Here is a 16065-nt window from a genome sequence, read left to right as displayed (position 1 = left end):
TACCGATAATTCTGTTGTCGAACCGCGTCAAATCCTGCATCGTGAGGGGCTATTTTCACGATGCTAAGGAGCCGGCATGGTTTTCACACTATTGCGCCTGATATTTCGCCTGTTATGGCGGGTCGAACTGCGTGGCGACGTCGCCGAACTGCATAAGCAGAAGGTATTGATCACGCCGAACCATATGTCGTTTCTCGACGGCATATTGCTGGCGCTATTTTTGCCGATTAAGCCGGTCTATGCGGTCTATTCGACCATCAGCGAAAGCTGGTTTATGCGGCTGGTTAAACCCTTTATCGACTATGTGCCGCTCGATCCCACCAAACCCATGGCGCTCAAACAGCTGGTCAGGCTGATCGACAGTGGCCGTCCGGTGGTGATCTTCCCGGAAGGACGCATTACCGTCACCGGATCGCTGATGAAGATCTACAGCGGGGCGGGTTTTGTCGCGGCGCGTTCGGGCGCGAATGTGGTGCCGATGCGCATTGAAGGCGCAGAGTACACGCCGTTTGGCCGTCTGGCGGGCGTATTTAAACGTCGCCTGTTCCCGCGCATCACCCTGACGATTCTGCCCGCCACCCGCATTCCGATGCCGGAGGCGAAACGGGCGCGCGATCGGCGCGTGCTGGCCGGTGAGCATCTGCACCATGTGATGATGGAAGCACGCATGGCGGTGCGTCCGCGTGAAACCCTGTTTGAGGCGTTTCTGGCGGCGCGTACGCGTTATGGCGCGTTTAAGCGCTGCATCGAAGATGTCAATTTCAAACCTGACAGCTACAACGGACTGCTGAAGAAGGCGCTGGGCGTGGGTCGTATTCTGGAGCGCTACAGCCAGCCGCGCGAGGTGGTAGGACTGCTGCTGCCCAATACCACCGTCACGGCAGCGGCGATTTTCGGGGCCACACTGCGTGGGCGTGTTCCGGCGATGCTCAACTATACGGCGGGCGTGAACGGCATGCGGGCGGCACTGACCGCCGCGCAGATCAAAACGGTCTTCACGTCGCGCCAGTTCCTGGACAAAGGCAACCTGTGGCATCTGCCGCAGGGGCTCGATGATGTGCAGTGGATCTATCTGGAAGATCTGAAAGATACCGTGACCAGTAAAGACAAACTGTGGATCGTCACCCATCTGCTGATGCCGCATCGCGCGCAGCTGCCCCAGCAGCCGGAAGACGCCGCGATGGTACTGTTTACCTCCGGCTCGGAAGGCAATCCCAAAGGCGTCGTACACTCACATAAAAGCCTGCTGGCAAACGTTGAACAGATCCGCACCATCGCCGACTTCACCCCGCGCGACCGCTTTATGTCGGCGCTGCCGCTGTTCCATGCATTTGGTCTGACCGTCGGGCTGTTTACGCCGCTGATGACCGGCGCGCAGGTGTTCCTCTATCCCAGCCCGCTGCACTATCGCATCGTGCCGGAGCTGGTCTATGACCGCAACTGCACCGTGCTGTTTGGCACCTCGACCTTCCTCGGCAACTACGCGCGCTTTGCCGCGCCCTATGATTTTGCCCGCCTGCGCTATGTGGTGGCGGGGGCGGAGAAGCTGCAGGAGAACACCCGTCAGCTCTACATGGAGAAGTATGGCATTCGCATTCTTGAAGGCTACGGCGTAACCGAATGCGCGCCAGTGGTCGCGATTAACGTGCCGATGGCGGCGAAGGCGCACACCGTCGGACGCATTCTGCCGGGCATGGATTCGCGGCTGATGTCGGTGCCGGGCATTGAGCAGGGCGGACGGCTGCAGCTGCGTGGGCCGAACGTGATGAAAGGGTATCTGCGGGTTGAGAATCCAGGCGTGCTGGAAGTGCCGGTCGCCGACGATGGTGAAGGCAATCAGGAAGCGGGCTGGTATGACACGGGTGATATCGTCAGCTTTGATGACGGCGGTTTCTGCCAGATTCAGGGGCGCGCCAAACGCTTCGCGAAGATTGCCGGTGAGATGGTGTCGCTGGAGATCGTCGAGCAGATCGCCCTGAAAGCGTCGCCGGACAAACAGCATGCCGCCTCGCTGCGCCCGGATGGTCAGCGTGGTGAGGCACTGGTGCTGTTCACCACCGACGCTGAACTGGCGCGCGACAACCTGCAGAAAGCGGCCCGCGAGCTGGGTGCGCCAGAACTGGCGCTGCCGCGTGATATCCGGGTGATGAAGCAGTTGCCGCAGCTGGGCAGCGGTAAACCCGATTACGTCACGCTGAAAAAAATGGCGGAAGAGGAGCAGGCATGAGCCTTGATCGTAATGCGCCGCTGATGTCACGCGGCATGATCGCCGTGATTATCGCCCAGTTCTTTTCGGCCTTCGGCGATAACGCGCTGCTGTTTGCCACGCTGGCCGTGCTGAAAAGCCAGTTCTATCCCGACTGGAGTCAGCCGGTGCTGCAGATGCTCTTTGTCGCAGCCTACATTCTGCTGGCACCGTTTGTCGGTCAGGTCGCGGACAGCATGGCAAAAGGGCGGGTGATGATGCTCGCCAACAGCCTGAAGCTGCTGGGCGCGCTGGTGATCTGTTTCGGCTTTAATCCCTTCCTCGGTTATACCCTGGTGGGCGCGGGCGCAGCCGCTTACTCTCCGGCTAAATATGGCATCCTCGGTGAGATCACCCACGGCGAGAAGCTGGTGAAAGCCAACGGGCTGATGGAGGGTTCGACCATCGCCGCCATTCTGCTCGGCTCAGTGGCGGGCGGGATGCTGGCTGACTGGCATCTGCTGGCGGCGCTGGGGATCTGTGCGCTGACCTACGGCATTGCCGTGGTAGCCAACCTGTTTATCCCGAAACTGCAGGCGGCGCGTCCCGGTCAGAGCTGGCAACTGGGTATGATGGCACGCAGTTTTTTCAGTGCCGCCGCGCTGCTATGGCGTGATGCGGAGACGCGCTTCTCGCTGCTCGGCACCAGCCTGTTCTGGGGTGCAGGCGTGACGCTGCGTTTTCTGCTGGTGCTGTGGGTGCCGGTGGCGCTGGGCATCAGTGACAACACCACGCCGACCACGCTGAATGCCATGGTAGCGATTGGCATCGTGATTGGGGCGGCGGCGGCGGCGAAGCTGGTGACGCTTGAAACGGTGCGCCGCTGTATGCCAGCCGGTGTGCTGATTGGTGTGATGGTCGTCGTCTTCGCGCTGCAGCATTCTCTGCTGAATGCCTATCTGGTGCTGATGCTGATTGGCGCGCTGGGCGGTTTCTTTGTGGTGCCGCTGAATGCGCTGTTGCAGGCGCGGGGCAAAGAGAGCGTCGGTTCAGGTAATGCGATTGCGGTGCAGAATCTGGGTGAGAACAGCGCCATGCTGATCATGCTGGGGCTCTATACGCTGGCGATCAAGGCGGGTGCACCTGCGGTGGCGACGGGCGTCGGTTTTGGCGTGCTGTTTGCGCTGGCGATAGCGCTGCTGTGGCTGTGGCGACCGGCTAAGCGTTAAGCGATTCACCGCCTCTCTCCGGGATAGCCGGAGAGAGGCGGGCGCCCTCGTTAACAATAGATGTTAACAACGGAGATTAGCGACGAAGGGCAATCGCTTCGATTTCGATCTTCACATCTTTTGGCAGACGCGCCACTTCGACACAGGAACGCGCCGGGAAGTGAGCTTCATGCTCGGTGAAAAACGCCTCATAAGCCGCATTGACCGTGGCGAAGTCATTTAAGTCTTTCACGAACACCGTGGTCTTCACGATGTCGCCGACCTTCAGACCCGCTGCTTCAACAATCGCCTTCACATTTTCCAGTGACTGACGCGCCTGTGCGGCAACGTCATCCGCCACCTGGCCAGTCGCCGGATCCACCGGGATCTGGCCAGAGGTGATGATCATGCTGCCCAGATCGACACCCTGAACATAGGGGCCGATAGCGGCAGGGGCTTTTTCAGTACTGATTTCACGAGACATCATTGCTCCTTTGATTACGTCGTCAGGCGGCGATGCCGCCGGTGTTGCCCATTATAAGGTCGGGCAGGGCGATTACCAGTGACCCAGCACCACATGGCGGGCGAACTCTTTTTCGCAATATTTGCACTTCAGATGCACATCGTCGGCGCGCTGCTTCACGGCAAAGCTGGAGAAGACCGGCTCGCTGCGGCTGATGCAGTTGCTGTTCGGGCAGGTCAGTACCCGTTCAACGTGGTCCGGCAGCGTCGGGGCTATCTTCGCCACTACTTCATAGTCGTCGATGCGGTTGACCGTGGCATGGGGCGCATAGACCGCCAGCTGATTCACCTGATCGTCGGTGAGAAAGGTGTTCTCAATCTTGATCAGATCTTTGCGGCCCATCTCACCCGAGGGCAGATTCAGGCCAATGGTAATCCGCTGATCGGTTTCGGTCAGCCGGAACAGGGAGAGCAATTTAAAGCCGATCTGCGCCGGAATATGGTCGATGACCGTGCCGCGTTTGATCGCTTCGACCTGCAGTTTGTTGTCCTGCGTCATGGGGGTATCTCCTTACAGGGCGAGTTCGCTGTTTAAAACCAGTGCCAGCAGAGCCTGGCGCGCATAGATGCCGTTACCCGCCTGCTGGAAATACCAGGCATACGGAGTTTTATCGACATCGGTGGTGATTTCGTCGATGCGCGGCAGCGGGTGCAGTACCTTCATATTGTCGCGCGCCGTAGCGAGATCGGCGGCGCGCAGAATGAACTGCGCTTTGACGTTGGCATATTCTGACGGATCGAGCCGCTCTTTCTGCACCCGCGTCATGTAGAGGATATCGAGCTGCGGCATCACCTCTTCAAAGCTGTCGTGACGTGACCAGCTGATATTCTTCTCATCCAGCATGTCGGTGATATAGGCCGGCATCGCCAGCGCATCGGGCGCGATAAAGAAGAAGCGGTTGCCGTCAAACTTCGCCAGCGCCTGGGTCAGGGAGTGGACGGTTCGGCCATACTTCAGGTCGCCGACCATCGCCACATTCAGCTGATTAAGACGGCTCTGCGTCTCCTGAATGGTAAAGAGATCAAGCAGCGTCTGGGTCGGATGCTGGTTCGCGCCGTCACCGGCGTTGAGAATCGGGATGCCGCCGGAGAACTCGGTCGCCAGCCGCGCCGCGCCTTCCTGCGGGTGACGCATCACGATCGCATCGACGTAGGTGCTAATCACTGAAATGGTGTCGGCCAGGGTTTCGCCTTTTTTGCCCAGCGACGTATTACTGCCGTCAGCAAAGCCCACCGCTGACGCGCCGAGGCGATGAATTGCGGTTTCAAACGACAGGCGGGTACGGGTCGACGCCTCAAAGAAGCAGCTGGCGATAACCTTGTGCTTCAGCAGTTCCGGCTGCGGATGGGCTTTAAGCTTTGCGGCGGTGTGCAACGCCAGTTCCAGCTCTTCACGACTGAGGTCGTTAATTGAAATAATGTGTTTGCGATATAGCGGGTTAGCCATAGCTTTCTCCTCTGCGCGGCCGGATTGCGGACAAAAAAAAGCCCCTGCTTAAGGGGCTTTTTTAAGATCGGGTCGATGACCGAAAGAAACAGTAGCACCGCCTGCGGTCAGGCGTGATTGAGCGTCAAATTGTCCGCTGTGCTGTAGCATATTTCCTCCGGCAAATTGGGCCGCATTATACCCGTTCGCGGTGGGGCAGCAAGAGGAAAACGTTTGCGCCTGCCTGGCCGATCAGAGGCCGGGCCAGATCAGACGGTGAATCGCCCGCTATGAGCGGGCGCGACTCAGCGTCCTCAGCTGCGCGGTCAGCGCTGGCCCAGTGTGGCCACCATTACCGCTTTAATCGTGTGCATCCGGTTCTCGGCCTGGTCGAACACAATGCTGTGTGGTGACTCAAACACCTCATTGCTCACTTCCATGCCGTTGGGCAGATCGTACTGTTCCGCCATCTGCTGGCCCAGCGTGGTCTGATCGTCGTGGAAGGCGGGCAGGCAGTGCAGGAATTTAACCTGCGGGTTGCCGGTCAGATCGAGCATCGCCCGATTCACCTGATAGTCACGCAGCAGCGCGATACGCTCGGCCCACACCGCTTTGGCTTCGCCCATCGACACCCAGACATCGGTGTAGATAAAGTCAGCGCCTTTCACGCCGTCGGCAATATGTTCGGTGAGGGTGATTTTCCCGCCGGTCTGCTGCGCAGCTTCACGGCACTGCGCCACCAGTTGCTCCTCTGGCCAGCAGCTCTTCGGTGCCACCAGACGCAGATCCAGCCCCACCTGTGCGGCGGCTTCCAGCATGGTGTTACCCATGTTGTTACGCGCATCACCTACATAAACCAGCGCCATCTCGCTGAGCTTTTTGCCTGGCAGATGCTCCTGCATGGTCAGCAGATCGGCCAGCAGCTGGGTCGGATGAAACTCGGTGGTCAGACCGTTCCACACCGGCACACCGGCATGTTCCGCCAGCGTTTCCACCAGTTCCTGACCGTAACCGCGATACTGAATGCCATCGAACATCCGGCCCAGCACCCGCGCGGTATCGCGCATCGACTCTTTATGGCCGATCTGGCTGCCACTCGGGCCAAGATAGGTGACGTTCGCACCCTGATCGTAAGCGGCAACTTCGAAAGAGCATCGGGTACGGGTCGAGTCTTTTTCGAAGATGAGCGCGATATTTTTACCTTTCAGATGCTGCACTTCCTGGGCGCTTTTTTTGGCCTGTTTCAATTCCGCGGAAAGGGTAAGCAGGTGATCAATCTCGGCGGGCGTAAAATCCAGAAGCCTGAGGAAATGGCGCTGATACAGCTGACTCATACAACACTCCGGTAATCATTAAAGTGAATTAAAATTCAATCTAACCGTATGAATATGCATTTTCAAGTGCAGGGCTAATAAACTTTTCGTTTTGTGTAGTGGCGCGACGGGCAGTATGGGAAAATAATTGATTATTGCCGAACTCAGAGAGGATATCGTCATGGCATATGAAGCATTACTGGAAGAGCAGCAGGAAGAGACGCGGCAGATTATCGAAGAGCTGCTGGAGGATGGCAGCGATCCTGATGCGCTCTATACCATCGAGCACCATCTCTCATGCAATAATTTTGATTCGCTGGAAAAAGCGGCCGTTGATGCATTCAAGCTGGGTTATGAAGTAACCGAGCCGGAAGAGCTGGAGCTGGAAGATGGCACCACCGTGATGTGCGTCGACATCATCAGCGAATCCGCCCTGAAGCCTGAACTGATCGATGTGCAGGTTGAGCAGCTGGTGAATCTGATTGGTAAGTACAACGTCGATTACGACGGCTGGGGCACCTATTTTGAAGATCCCGATGCCGAAGATGAAGATGACGACGCCATCGAAGATGAAGATGATGATGGTATTCGCCACTAAGTAGCCGGGGCGGAGAGTTCTCCGCCTGTCACCCCTGCCACCTGTTTTAACATCATGAACTACGCACCCTTACTTGAACCAATCTATCAGTTTCTGCACTGCCGCACGCCACAGGCCTGGATTGATGAGGCGCGCAAGCCGGAAAATCTGACCCTGCTGTTAACCGACCATCTGGTGTGCGAACTGAAAGCCGCGCAGACCGCGGTGTGGTTGATCCGCAAATATGTTGCCGACAAACCCAGCGGCGACGCCATTCTGGCATGGCTGAAACCCTATGAAGATTTTATCTTCCGCGAAGATGGTGACAGCGACTTTATCAACGCCCATAAGAACCTCACGAAACGTATCATCGTGCGCAATGCGCTGCCGTGGGCGGATGAACTGGTGGAGAAGATGGTGCTGCTGATTAAAGAGGAGCTGCATCACTTCTATCAGGTGTGGGAAATTATGCAGTCGCGCGGGCTGGTCTATCAGAAGATCACCTCCAGCCGCTATGCCAAATCGCTGCTGCGCGAAGTCACCACCCATGAACCGGAAACGCTGGTGGATAAGCTGATATGCGGTGCTTACATCGAGGCGCGCTCCTGCGAGCGTTTCGCCAGTCTGGCACCTTATCTTGATGACGAACTGGCGAAGTTCTATCTGTCGCTGCTGCGCTCAGAGGCGCGGCATTATCAGGACTATTTAACCCTGGCGGCGCAGATTGCCACCAGAGATATTACGCCGCGGGTGAAGGCAATTGGGGCAACAGAAGGGCGGTTAATCAGCGAACCTGACAACGAATTACGCTTTCACAGCGGCGTACCGGCGTTCTGATAACAGTAAACGGCGCTCTTACGATGGCCGTTTATTTTTTTATATTGAACCGGGTTGATTTTATTAATAATAAAAAGATAAATATTAACTATTAGTCTAATGTGAATGCGTTACTTCCGATAAATATAATTTGAGTCACTCCTCACAGAATATTTTATCTCTTCTGTTTTTTCTTTTAGGAATAACTATAGTGCTCTTGCCGGATTAGGGTTGTTATTTTTCAAGCAAAACCTGATTCATAATTCCTCTTTGCCAGAGAGGGTTGTGAATCAGGTTTTTTTTGCACCGGGTATAGCCGGGGAAAAGAATCAGCGACTTTTTTCGGGCGTCCAGTTATTGCTAACAGGCATTTAATGGAAGGAGTCATAAAAATGAAGGGAAAGCGCTGTATTCCGTTATTTATTTTACTGTTTTTGCAGCCATATGACGCATGGGCTGACTTTTCCGACGCATTATCGTTCTCTGATAATGCTTTCCTGCGTGATTCGCAACTCGATCTCAGACTGCGTAATCACTGGAAATATCTCAAGGAAAATGAAGCGCAGCCTACCGCTGTTCATAATGCCTGGGGACAGGCGGCAAGCCTGAATTTTCGTTCCGGCTATCAGTGGGACTGGCTGGGTTTCGATGCAACTTATACCCGAGCGATCAGGCTGGGAGCCAGCGACTACTTTGCCACGCGCGGCCTGCTTTACGACAGCGGCGGACATCAGCAAAAAGCTGACGCGCACGGCTTCAGCAAGTTTGGTGAACGCTATCTGAAAGTGAAGCTGGGCGACGGGCACGCGGGATTTAATGGAAAAGCAGGCTGGCAGGAGTTAAAAAACATCGGCGTGCTGACCACCACGGATCGCTTGTCACGCAACAGTTACTCAGGCTATAGCGGCGCGCTGAACGTGCAGAAGGTACGGCTGGATTTGGCGTACGTGACAAAAACGCTTCGCCACGACTCGCCGGAGAGTCTTGCCCTGCAAACTCAGGACCGACGAAAAATTAATGCGATCTATACCGGCGCACTGAGCTATACCGGTAATCGCGGACGTCTCGCCTACGCATTTGGCGAAGCGGAAGCCTACCAGCGGCGTCATTTTATCGATGTGAATTACTCGCTCTCGCCGAACTGGCGCTTGTCCTCTCAAATTTATGGCAGTCAGGGGCTGGGAAATTATAAAAGCATGGCCGCCAGCAAAAGATCGTTCGATAACCACGCGTGGCACTATGTCGGTGAAGCAGACTGGATTAATGACAGATGGACGCAGAAATTCGCTGCCGCCTGGACTTCGGCGCCCAAACATAATGCGGTGGGATATTATGTGCGTCCGCTGACAAAAAATACCCGTGGGCGTTTCAACGCCCTGACCTCTGCCGGAAAAGATTATACCCGTGACAAAGAACTGGCGCTGGTTTCGCAGACTGAGTATGAAATTTTACCCGGTGTGTTTAGCGGGTTTCAGATTAACTATGGACAGTTCAACTTCCGTAATACGCGTATTCGTACGGGGGAGGTCTCGCTCATCAACCGTTTCAACGAACCCCATCCGCTCCTGAAGAATTTATCGGTCTTTACGCTATTCGGTTATGGCTGGTCATATAAGAATAATAAAGAAACGCCGGTTTTTAATGCGCAAGGAAAATATATGCGTTCTCCCAGCCTTTCTGCAGAGATCGCGGTTGAGTATAAATTAAACCTGTTCAGATAAGGAAAATACGATGAAGAGATTAGTTAAAACGTTGCTGATTCTTATTGTGGTTGGGGCTGTCGCAGGCGAAGCCTTCGCCGCCGATGTCACTCTCTATGTTACGCGGCATGGTAAAACGATGTTCAACACGGTGCATCGCGCGCAGGGATGGGCAGATACCCCGCTAACGCCAGCAGGCGTAGAGGTGGCGCAAAAGCTGGGACGCGGTCTGCAGACGATCCCGTTTATCGCCGTCTGGTCCAGCGATGCTGGCAGAGCGAGAGAAACCGCGCAGCTGGTTATGCATGAATGGAAAACACCACTACCGTTAAACGAGCGGAGAGGGTTGCGGGAAGTGGGCTTTGGCCTGTATGAAGGCGATCTGGATAAGAATATGTGGGACGCCGCCGCCCGGCAGGCCGGTTTTGCCTCCGAAACGGCGCTAATGAAGGCATTTGCCGACGGAAAGATTCATATCGATCGGATGATAGACGCTATCCACCAGGCGGAAGCGTCCGGCACGTCGTCACTTGAAGGCATTAAATCGGCAGGAATGGCCGAAAGCTATCAGCAGGTGGCAAAGCGAATGGTGGATAGCCTGACCCGGATAGCGCAGCAGGCACAGCAGCAGGGAGGCGGTAACGTTCTGGTGGTCACGCACGGCATGGCGATTTCAACGCTACTGCAGGCGCTTGGCGATACCTCGTTAAATCAGCCGCTGGACAATGCGAGCGTAACCCGGCTGCGCTATACCGATAGCGGGGAGTTCGTGATTGAATCCATCAACGACATGAGTTACATCGCGCGCGGCTTATAACTTCCGCAACATACGCACTTCGCAGTCGACATGGCCTGTGCAGCCCATCGCGCTGTCGATATGCTCGAAGCCAAGTGACTCATAAAGTTTAATGGCCCGCGTCAGGCTGGCGGTGGTTTCCAGATAGCAGCGACGGAAACCGTGGCTGCGTGCATGTTCTATCGCCCGCAGCGCCAGTTCGCGTGCCAGACCCTGACCGCGCACCTCTGGCAGAAAGTACATCTTTTGCAGTTCGCAGATATCGGGCGCGCTGCAGGCGAGCGGCGCAACACCGCCGCCGCCGACCACCTTGCCCTGATACTCAACAATCCAGTAGGCGCTCTGTTCGGCACTGTAGAGCTCAAACAGCTGGTCGAGCTGCGGATCGGAAACGGTGTAGCCCTTGTCAGCCGTCAGGCCGAATTCCGCGGAAACATCGCGGATCACCTGGGCGATATGCGGATTATCGGCGGCAGTAATCGGCCGCACCTGGAGGTTAATACGCGGGGTGGCGCTGGTCGTCATCATCTCTTCCGGATTTGTACGAGGTCAATAAAAAAGCCGGGCAAGCCCGGCTTTATGAATAAGCTGTCAGCTAAGACGCTTACAATGCCGCAATGACCGCCTGCTGTTCAATCAGTTTTGCTTTTGATTGTTGCAGGTCCGCTACGCGTTCGCGCTCTTTCGCCACTACCGCTTCCGGAGCACGCGAAACAAAGCCTTCATTCGCCAGCTTGGTCTCGATCTTCTCGATTTCCACATCCAGCTTAACCAGCTCTTTCGCCAGACGCTCCAGCTCGGCGGTTTTATCCACCAGATCCGCCATCGGGATCAACAGCTCTGCGCCTTCAACCAGTTTGGTCACCGACACCGGACCTTTCTCGCCCGCAGGCAGAATGGTCAGGCTTTCCAGACGCGCCAGGCGCGACAGGAAGTTGCGGTTGGCTTCAACGCGACGCAGCGCCGCAGGCGAGCAGTCACGCAGCAACACATCCAGCGGCTTGCTCAGTGCGATGTTCATCTCGGCACGGATATTACGCACTGCGACGATCGCCTGTTTCATCCACTCGATATCCGCTTTCGCTTCGGCATCTTCTTTCGCCGCATCGTACTGCGGGAAAGGCTGCAGCATGATGGTGTCGTCGCTGATATTTTTCAGCCCCTTCACGCGCTGCCAGATGGTTTCAGTGATAAACGGAATGATCGGATGCGCCAGACGCAGCAGCGCCTCCAGCACGTGAACCAGCGTATGACGGGTGCCACGCAGTTCAGATTCACTGCCGCTGTTCATTACCGGCTTGGTCAGCTCCAGATACCAGTCGCAGAACTGGTTCCAGGTGAAGTCATACAGCAGGTTAGCCGCGATATCGAAACGGTAGCTATCCAGCGCTTCACGGTACGCTTTCACCGTGTTGTTGAACTCGGTCAGGATCCAGCGATCTGCCAGCGACAGCGTCATTTCGCCGCCATTCTGTCCACAATCCTGATCTTCGGTGTTCATCAGCACAAAGCGGCTGGCGTTCCACAGCTTGTTACAGAAGTTGCGATAGCCTTCCAGGCGCTTCATGTCCCAGTTGATGTCGCGACCGGTAGAGGCCAGTGCCGCCAGGGTGAAACGCAGCGCATCGGTGCCTGATGGCTCGATGCCGTCCGGGAACTGCTTCTCGGTACGTTTGCGGATTTTCTCCGCCAGCTGTGGCTGCATCATGTTGCCGGTGCGTTTTTCCAGCAGTGCTTCCAGCGAAATGCCGTCGACCATATCCAGCGGGTCAATCACGTTGCCCTTGGATTTCGACATCTTCTGACCTTCTTCATCACGGATCAGACCGGTCATGTAGACGGTTTTAAACGGTACCTGTGGTTTGCCGTTTTCATCTTTGATGAAGTGCATGGTCAGCATGATCATGCGGGCAATCCAGAAGAAGATGATGTCGAAGCCGCTGACCAGCACACTGGTCGGATGGAAAGTACGCAGCGCTTCGGTGTTTTCCGGCCAGCCCAGGGTGGAGAAGGTCCACAGACCTGAGGAGAACCAGGTATCCAGCACGTCATCATCCTGACGCAGCGCCACATCGGCGGCCAGGTTATTCTCGGCGCGCACTTCGTCTTCGGTGCGGCCGACGTAGACGTTACCGTTGTCGTCATACCACGCCGGGATGCGGTGACCCCACCAGAGCTGACGGGAGATACACCAGTCCTGAATATCGCGCATCCAGGAGAAGTACATGTTTTCGTACTGCTTCGGTACAAACTGGATGTCGCCGTTTTCAACGGCTTCAACCGCGACTTTCGCCAGCGGTGCGGTACGCACATACCACTGATCAGTCAGCATCGGCTCGATAACCACGCCGCCACGGTCGCCGTAAGGCACGGTCAGATCGTGAGGTTTGATCTCTTCAAGCAGACCGAGTTCATCGACAGCGGCAACAATCGCTTTACGCGCCGCGAAGCGTTCCATGTTCTGGAAAGCCGCCGGGATCTCATCGGAACAGGCATCGCTGGCTTCGCCATTGGTGTCATACACCTGAGCACGGTCGCGGATATCGCCGTCGAAAGTCAGGATATTGATCATCGGCAGTTTGTGACGACGGCCGACTTCATAGTCGTTGAAGTCATGCGCCGGGGTGATCTTGACGCAGCCGGTGCCTTTTTCCATGTCGGCATGTTCGTCGCCAACGATAGGGATCAGGCGGCCAACCAGCGGCAACATCACAAATTTGCCGATCAGATCTTTGTAACGTGGATCTTCCGGGTTAACGGCGACGCCGGTATCGCCCAGCAGGGTTTCCGGACGCGTGGTGGCGACCACCAGATAATCTTTACCGTCGGCGGTTTTTGCGCCGTCAGCCAGTGGATAGCGGATATGCCACATGGAGCCTTTGCTCTCGCGGTTTTCCACTTCCAGATCGGAGATTGCGGTACGCAGTTTTGGATCCCAGTTCACCAGGCGTTTGCCACGGTAGATCAGGTTCTCTTTATAGAGGCGAACAAACACCTCTTTCACGGCGTTGGAAAGGCCATCGTCCATGGTGAAGCGCTCGCGCTCCCAGTCGACGGAGTTGCCCAGACGGCGCATCTGGCGGGTGATGGTGCCGCCGGACTCTGCTTTCCACTGCCAGATTTTGTCGATGAACGCATCACGGCCATAGTCCTGGCGCGTCTTGCCCTCTTCAGCCGCAATTTTGCGCTCAACCACCATCTGCGTGGCGATGCCCGCGTGGTCAGTACCCGCCTGCCACAGGGTATTTTTCCCCTGCATGCGCTGGTAACGGATCATGGTGTCCATGATGGTTTGCTGGAAGGCGTGACCCATGTGCAAGCTACCGGTGACGTTCGGCGGCGGGATCATGATGCAAAAGCTTTCCTGGCTGGTATCGCCATTCGGTTTGAAGTAGCCCTGCTTTTCCCAATGCTCGTAAAGCGGCTGCTCGATATCTTGCGGGTTATATGTCTTTTCCATTTCTGCTATGTCGTTTGCGGCTGTGGTGGCGCTGCCGTATTCAATTGGAATCCAACGCTGCGATACGCTTTATAGCGGTCGCGCGCCAGTTGTTTGAGCGTGTCTTCGTAAGGAACGAAGTCTATCACTTCATGGAAAGCAGTAGCAAAATCTGCGAAGTGGGGCAGCAGGCTAATCAGCAGGTCACGCGGTGAACTGCCGCGACGCTGTGGCCAGGCCAGCTCAACCGGCGCACCGTAGCGCGGGCCTTCACCCGCCAGGTTATGCGGCACGAAGGCGTTTGCCGGTCGTTGCCACAGCGCTTCGTCGAGACGAATGGCTTGCTGTTCATCTTCGCAGGCGATCAACACCCGCTTTCCGGCCCGCCAGCGTGTTTCCGCCAGATTGCACACCAGCGCTTCAACGGCGCTAAGGCCATCGCTCGTTGCATCGGTTTCCAGCACGTAGAAGGTTGCGTTTTTCATCGGTTTGCTCATCAGAAGATCAAGGGCGGAATGACATCCGCCCTTGCTGTCAGAAAAGAGGGCGCTTAATCGTCGCCGTTCAATCCTGCCCGATTCAACAGAAATTGCGACAGCATCGGCACCGGACGTCCGGTGGCGCCTTTGGCCTTGCCGGAGCGCCAGGCGGTACCGGCGATATCCAGGTGTGCCCAGTTATATTTGCGGGCAAAGCGTGCCAGGAAGCAGGCGGCGGTAATCGCGCCGCCGGGACGGCCACCAATGTTCGCCATATCGGCAAAGTTGGACTCCAGCTGCTCCTGGAACTCATCCGCCATCGGCAGACGCCAGGCGCGATCGCCTGACTGCTCCGAGGCGCTGATCAGCTCATGCGCCAGCGGATTGTGGTTCGACAGCAGGCCGCTGATGTGATGACCCAGGGCAATCACGCAGGCACCGGTCAGCGTCGCCACGTCAATCACCACTTCCGGATCGAAACGTTCGACGTAGGTCAGCGCATCGCACAGTACCAGGCGACCTTCGGCGTCGGTGTTCAGCACCTCAACCGTCTGGCCGGACATGGTGGTCAGCACATCGCCCGGACGCATCGACCGGCCATCCGGCATGTTTTCACAGCCTGCCAGCACGCCGACCACGTTCAGCGGCAGATTCAGCTCTGCCACCATACGCATTACGCCATAGACGGCCGCCGCGCCGCACATGTCATACTTCATTTCGTCCATGCTGTCGGCAGGCTTGATGGAGATGCCGCCGGAGTCAAAGGTCAGCCCTTTACCCACCAGCACAATCGGACGTGCTTCCGCATCCGGATTGCCTTTGTATTCAATTACCGACATCAGCGATTCGTTTTGCGAACCGGCCCCGACCGCGAGATAGGCGTTCATGCCCAGCTCTTTCATCTGCTGTTCACCAATGACGCGGGTGGTGACATTTTTGCTGAAGGCATCGGCCAGCTGACGCGCCTGTGACGCCAGATAGGCGGCGTTACAGATATTAGGTGGCATGTTGCCGAGATCTTTAGCCGCTTTCATACCTGCCGCGACTGCTAATCCATGCTGGATCGCCCGTTCGCCGCTGGTGAGTTCACGGCGGGTCGGCACGTTAAAGACCAGCTTGCGCAGCGGACGACGTGGCTCCGCTTTGTTACTTTTCAGCTGGTCAAAGTTGTAGAGCGCCTCTTTGGAGGTCTCTACTGCCTGACGCACTTTCCAGTAGGTGTTGCGGCCTTTGACATGCAGTTCGGTCAGGAAGCAGACCGCTTCCATTGAGCCGGTGTCGTTGAGCGTGTTAATGGTTTTCTGAATGACCTGCTTGTACTGGCGTTCATCCAGCTCACGCTCTTTACCGCAGCCAATCAGCAGAATACGCTCGGACAGGATATTTGGCACATGATGCAGCAGCAGTGTCTGGCCCACTTTTCCTTCCAGCTCGCCGCGGCGCAGCAGGGCGCTGATGTAGCCGTCGCTGATTTTATCCAGCTGCTCGGCAATCGGTGACAGACGACGCGGTTCGAAAACGCCAACGACAATGCAGGCACTGCGCTGTTTTTCCGGGCTTCCGCTTTTTACACTGAACTCCATGCACTCTCCTGAATCTTAAAG

At 56.4% G+C, this 16065-nt stretch carries 14 protein-coding genes; 6 read left to right on the top strand and 8 right to left on the bottom strand.

Going from position 1 to position 16065, the window contains the following annotated elements; translation table 11 throughout:
• Positions 1-76 precede the first annotated feature (76 nt).
• A complete protein-coding gene (aas, locus tag ACR8BN_RS16845) occupies positions 77-2227 on the top strand; it encodes a bifunctional acyl-ACP--phospholipid O-acyltransferase/long-chain-fatty-acid--ACP ligase (RefSeq protein WP_064704906.1) in 2151 nt (716 codons plus the stop codon).
• Positions 2224-3414 carry a lysophospholipid transporter LplT gene (lplT, locus tag ACR8BN_RS16840; RefSeq protein ID WP_031592067.1) on the top strand — a complete coding sequence of 397 codons (1191 nt, stop codon included), beginning with the start codon at positions 2224-2226 and terminating at the stop codon, positions 3412-3414. The genes aas and lplT overlap by 4 nt, the downstream gene beginning before the upstream one ends.
• 76 nt (positions 3415-3490) lie before the next feature.
• Here lplT and ridA read toward each other — a convergent pair whose 3' ends face one another.
• The 4 genes from ridA to argF form a co-directional block, all read right to left on the bottom strand.
• Complete coding sequence (gene ridA / locus ACR8BN_RS16835) at positions 3491-3877, bottom strand: 2-iminobutanoate/2-iminopropanoate deaminase (protein ID WP_010251687.1); 387 nt, start codon at positions 3875-3877, stop codon at positions 3491-3493.
• A 72-nt stretch (positions 3878-3949) separates the two neighbouring features.
• Positions 3950-4414, bottom strand: coding sequence for an aspartate carbamoyltransferase regulatory subunit (pyrI, locus tag ACR8BN_RS16830; protein ID WP_010251684.1), 465 nt, complete (start codon positions 4412-4414; stop codon positions 3950-3952).
• Positions 4415-4426: 12 nt separating this feature from the next.
• Positions 4427-5362, bottom strand: coding sequence for an aspartate carbamoyltransferase (gene pyrB, locus ACR8BN_RS16825; protein WP_010251681.1), 936 nt, complete (start codon positions 5360-5362; stop codon positions 4427-4429).
• A gap of 305 nt (positions 5363-5667) precedes the next feature.
• Entirely contained in the window at positions 5668-6675 is a 1008-nt protein-coding gene (argF, locus tag ACR8BN_RS16820) for an ornithine carbamoyltransferase (protein WP_434747149.1), read from the bottom strand.
• 160 nt (positions 6676-6835) lie between these two features.
• Here argF and rraB point away from each other — a divergent pair, with 160 nt between their 5' ends.
• The 4 genes from rraB to ACR8BN_RS16800 all read left to right on the top strand — a co-directional run bounded on the left by rraB (position 6836) and on the right by ACR8BN_RS16800 (position 10564).
• A complete protein-coding gene (rraB, locus tag ACR8BN_RS16815) occupies positions 6836-7252 on the top strand; it encodes a ribonuclease E inhibitor RraB (protein WP_010251675.1) in 417 nt (138 codons plus the stop codon).
• Positions 7253-7306: 54 nt separating this feature from the next.
• Positions 7307-8068, top strand: coding sequence for a tRNA isopentenyl-2-thiomethyl-A-37 hydroxylase MiaE (miaE, locus tag ACR8BN_RS16810; RefSeq protein WP_031592618.1), 762 nt, complete (start codon positions 7307-7309; stop codon positions 8066-8068).
• A gap of 371 nt (positions 8069-8439) precedes the next feature.
• On the top strand, positions 8440-9768 hold the full coding sequence (locus tag ACR8BN_RS16805) for a hypothetical protein (protein ID WP_434747148.1): 1329 nt from the start codon (positions 8440-8442) through the stop codon (positions 9766-9768).
• 10 nt (positions 9769-9778) lie between these two features.
• Positions 9779-10564 (top strand): histidine phosphatase family protein, encoded by a 786-nt coding sequence (locus tag ACR8BN_RS16800; protein ID WP_434747147.1) that lies wholly within the window; start codon positions 9779-9781, stop codon positions 10562-10564.
• Here the strand turns inward: ACR8BN_RS16800 and ACR8BN_RS16795 are convergent.
• The 4 genes from ACR8BN_RS16795 to pepA form a co-directional block, all read right to left on the bottom strand.
• Positions 10559-11068 (bottom strand): GNAT family N-acetyltransferase, encoded by a 510-nt coding sequence (locus ACR8BN_RS16795; protein WP_191939117.1) that lies wholly within the window; start codon positions 11066-11068, stop codon positions 10559-10561. The two genes, ACR8BN_RS16800 and ACR8BN_RS16795, sit on opposite strands and share 6 nt — an antisense overlap.
• Before the next feature lie 79 nt (positions 11069-11147).
• Entirely contained in the window at positions 11148-14003 is a 2856-nt protein-coding gene (locus ACR8BN_RS16790) for a valine--tRNA ligase (protein WP_115764716.1), read from the bottom strand.
• A gap of 5 nt (positions 14004-14008) precedes the next feature.
• Positions 14009-14467 (bottom strand): DNA polymerase III subunit chi, encoded by a 459-nt coding sequence (locus ACR8BN_RS16785; protein ID WP_010251657.1) that lies wholly within the window; start codon positions 14465-14467, stop codon positions 14009-14011.
• A gap of 65 nt (positions 14468-14532) precedes the next feature.
• Positions 14533-16044, bottom strand: coding sequence for a leucyl aminopeptidase (pepA, locus tag ACR8BN_RS16780; protein WP_010251654.1), 1512 nt, complete (start codon positions 16042-16044; stop codon positions 14533-14535).
• Positions 16045-16065: the final 21 nt, after the last annotated feature.

This window comes from Pantoea sp. Lu_F5_004 (assembly GCF_051136245.1).
GTDB classification, from domain to species: domain Bacteria; phylum Pseudomonadota; class Gammaproteobacteria; order Enterobacterales; family Enterobacteriaceae; genus Pantoea; species Pantoea agglomerans.
The sequence above is the reverse complement of the archived record's forward strand: the minus strand, read 5'-3'. Positions and strand labels throughout refer to the sequence as shown.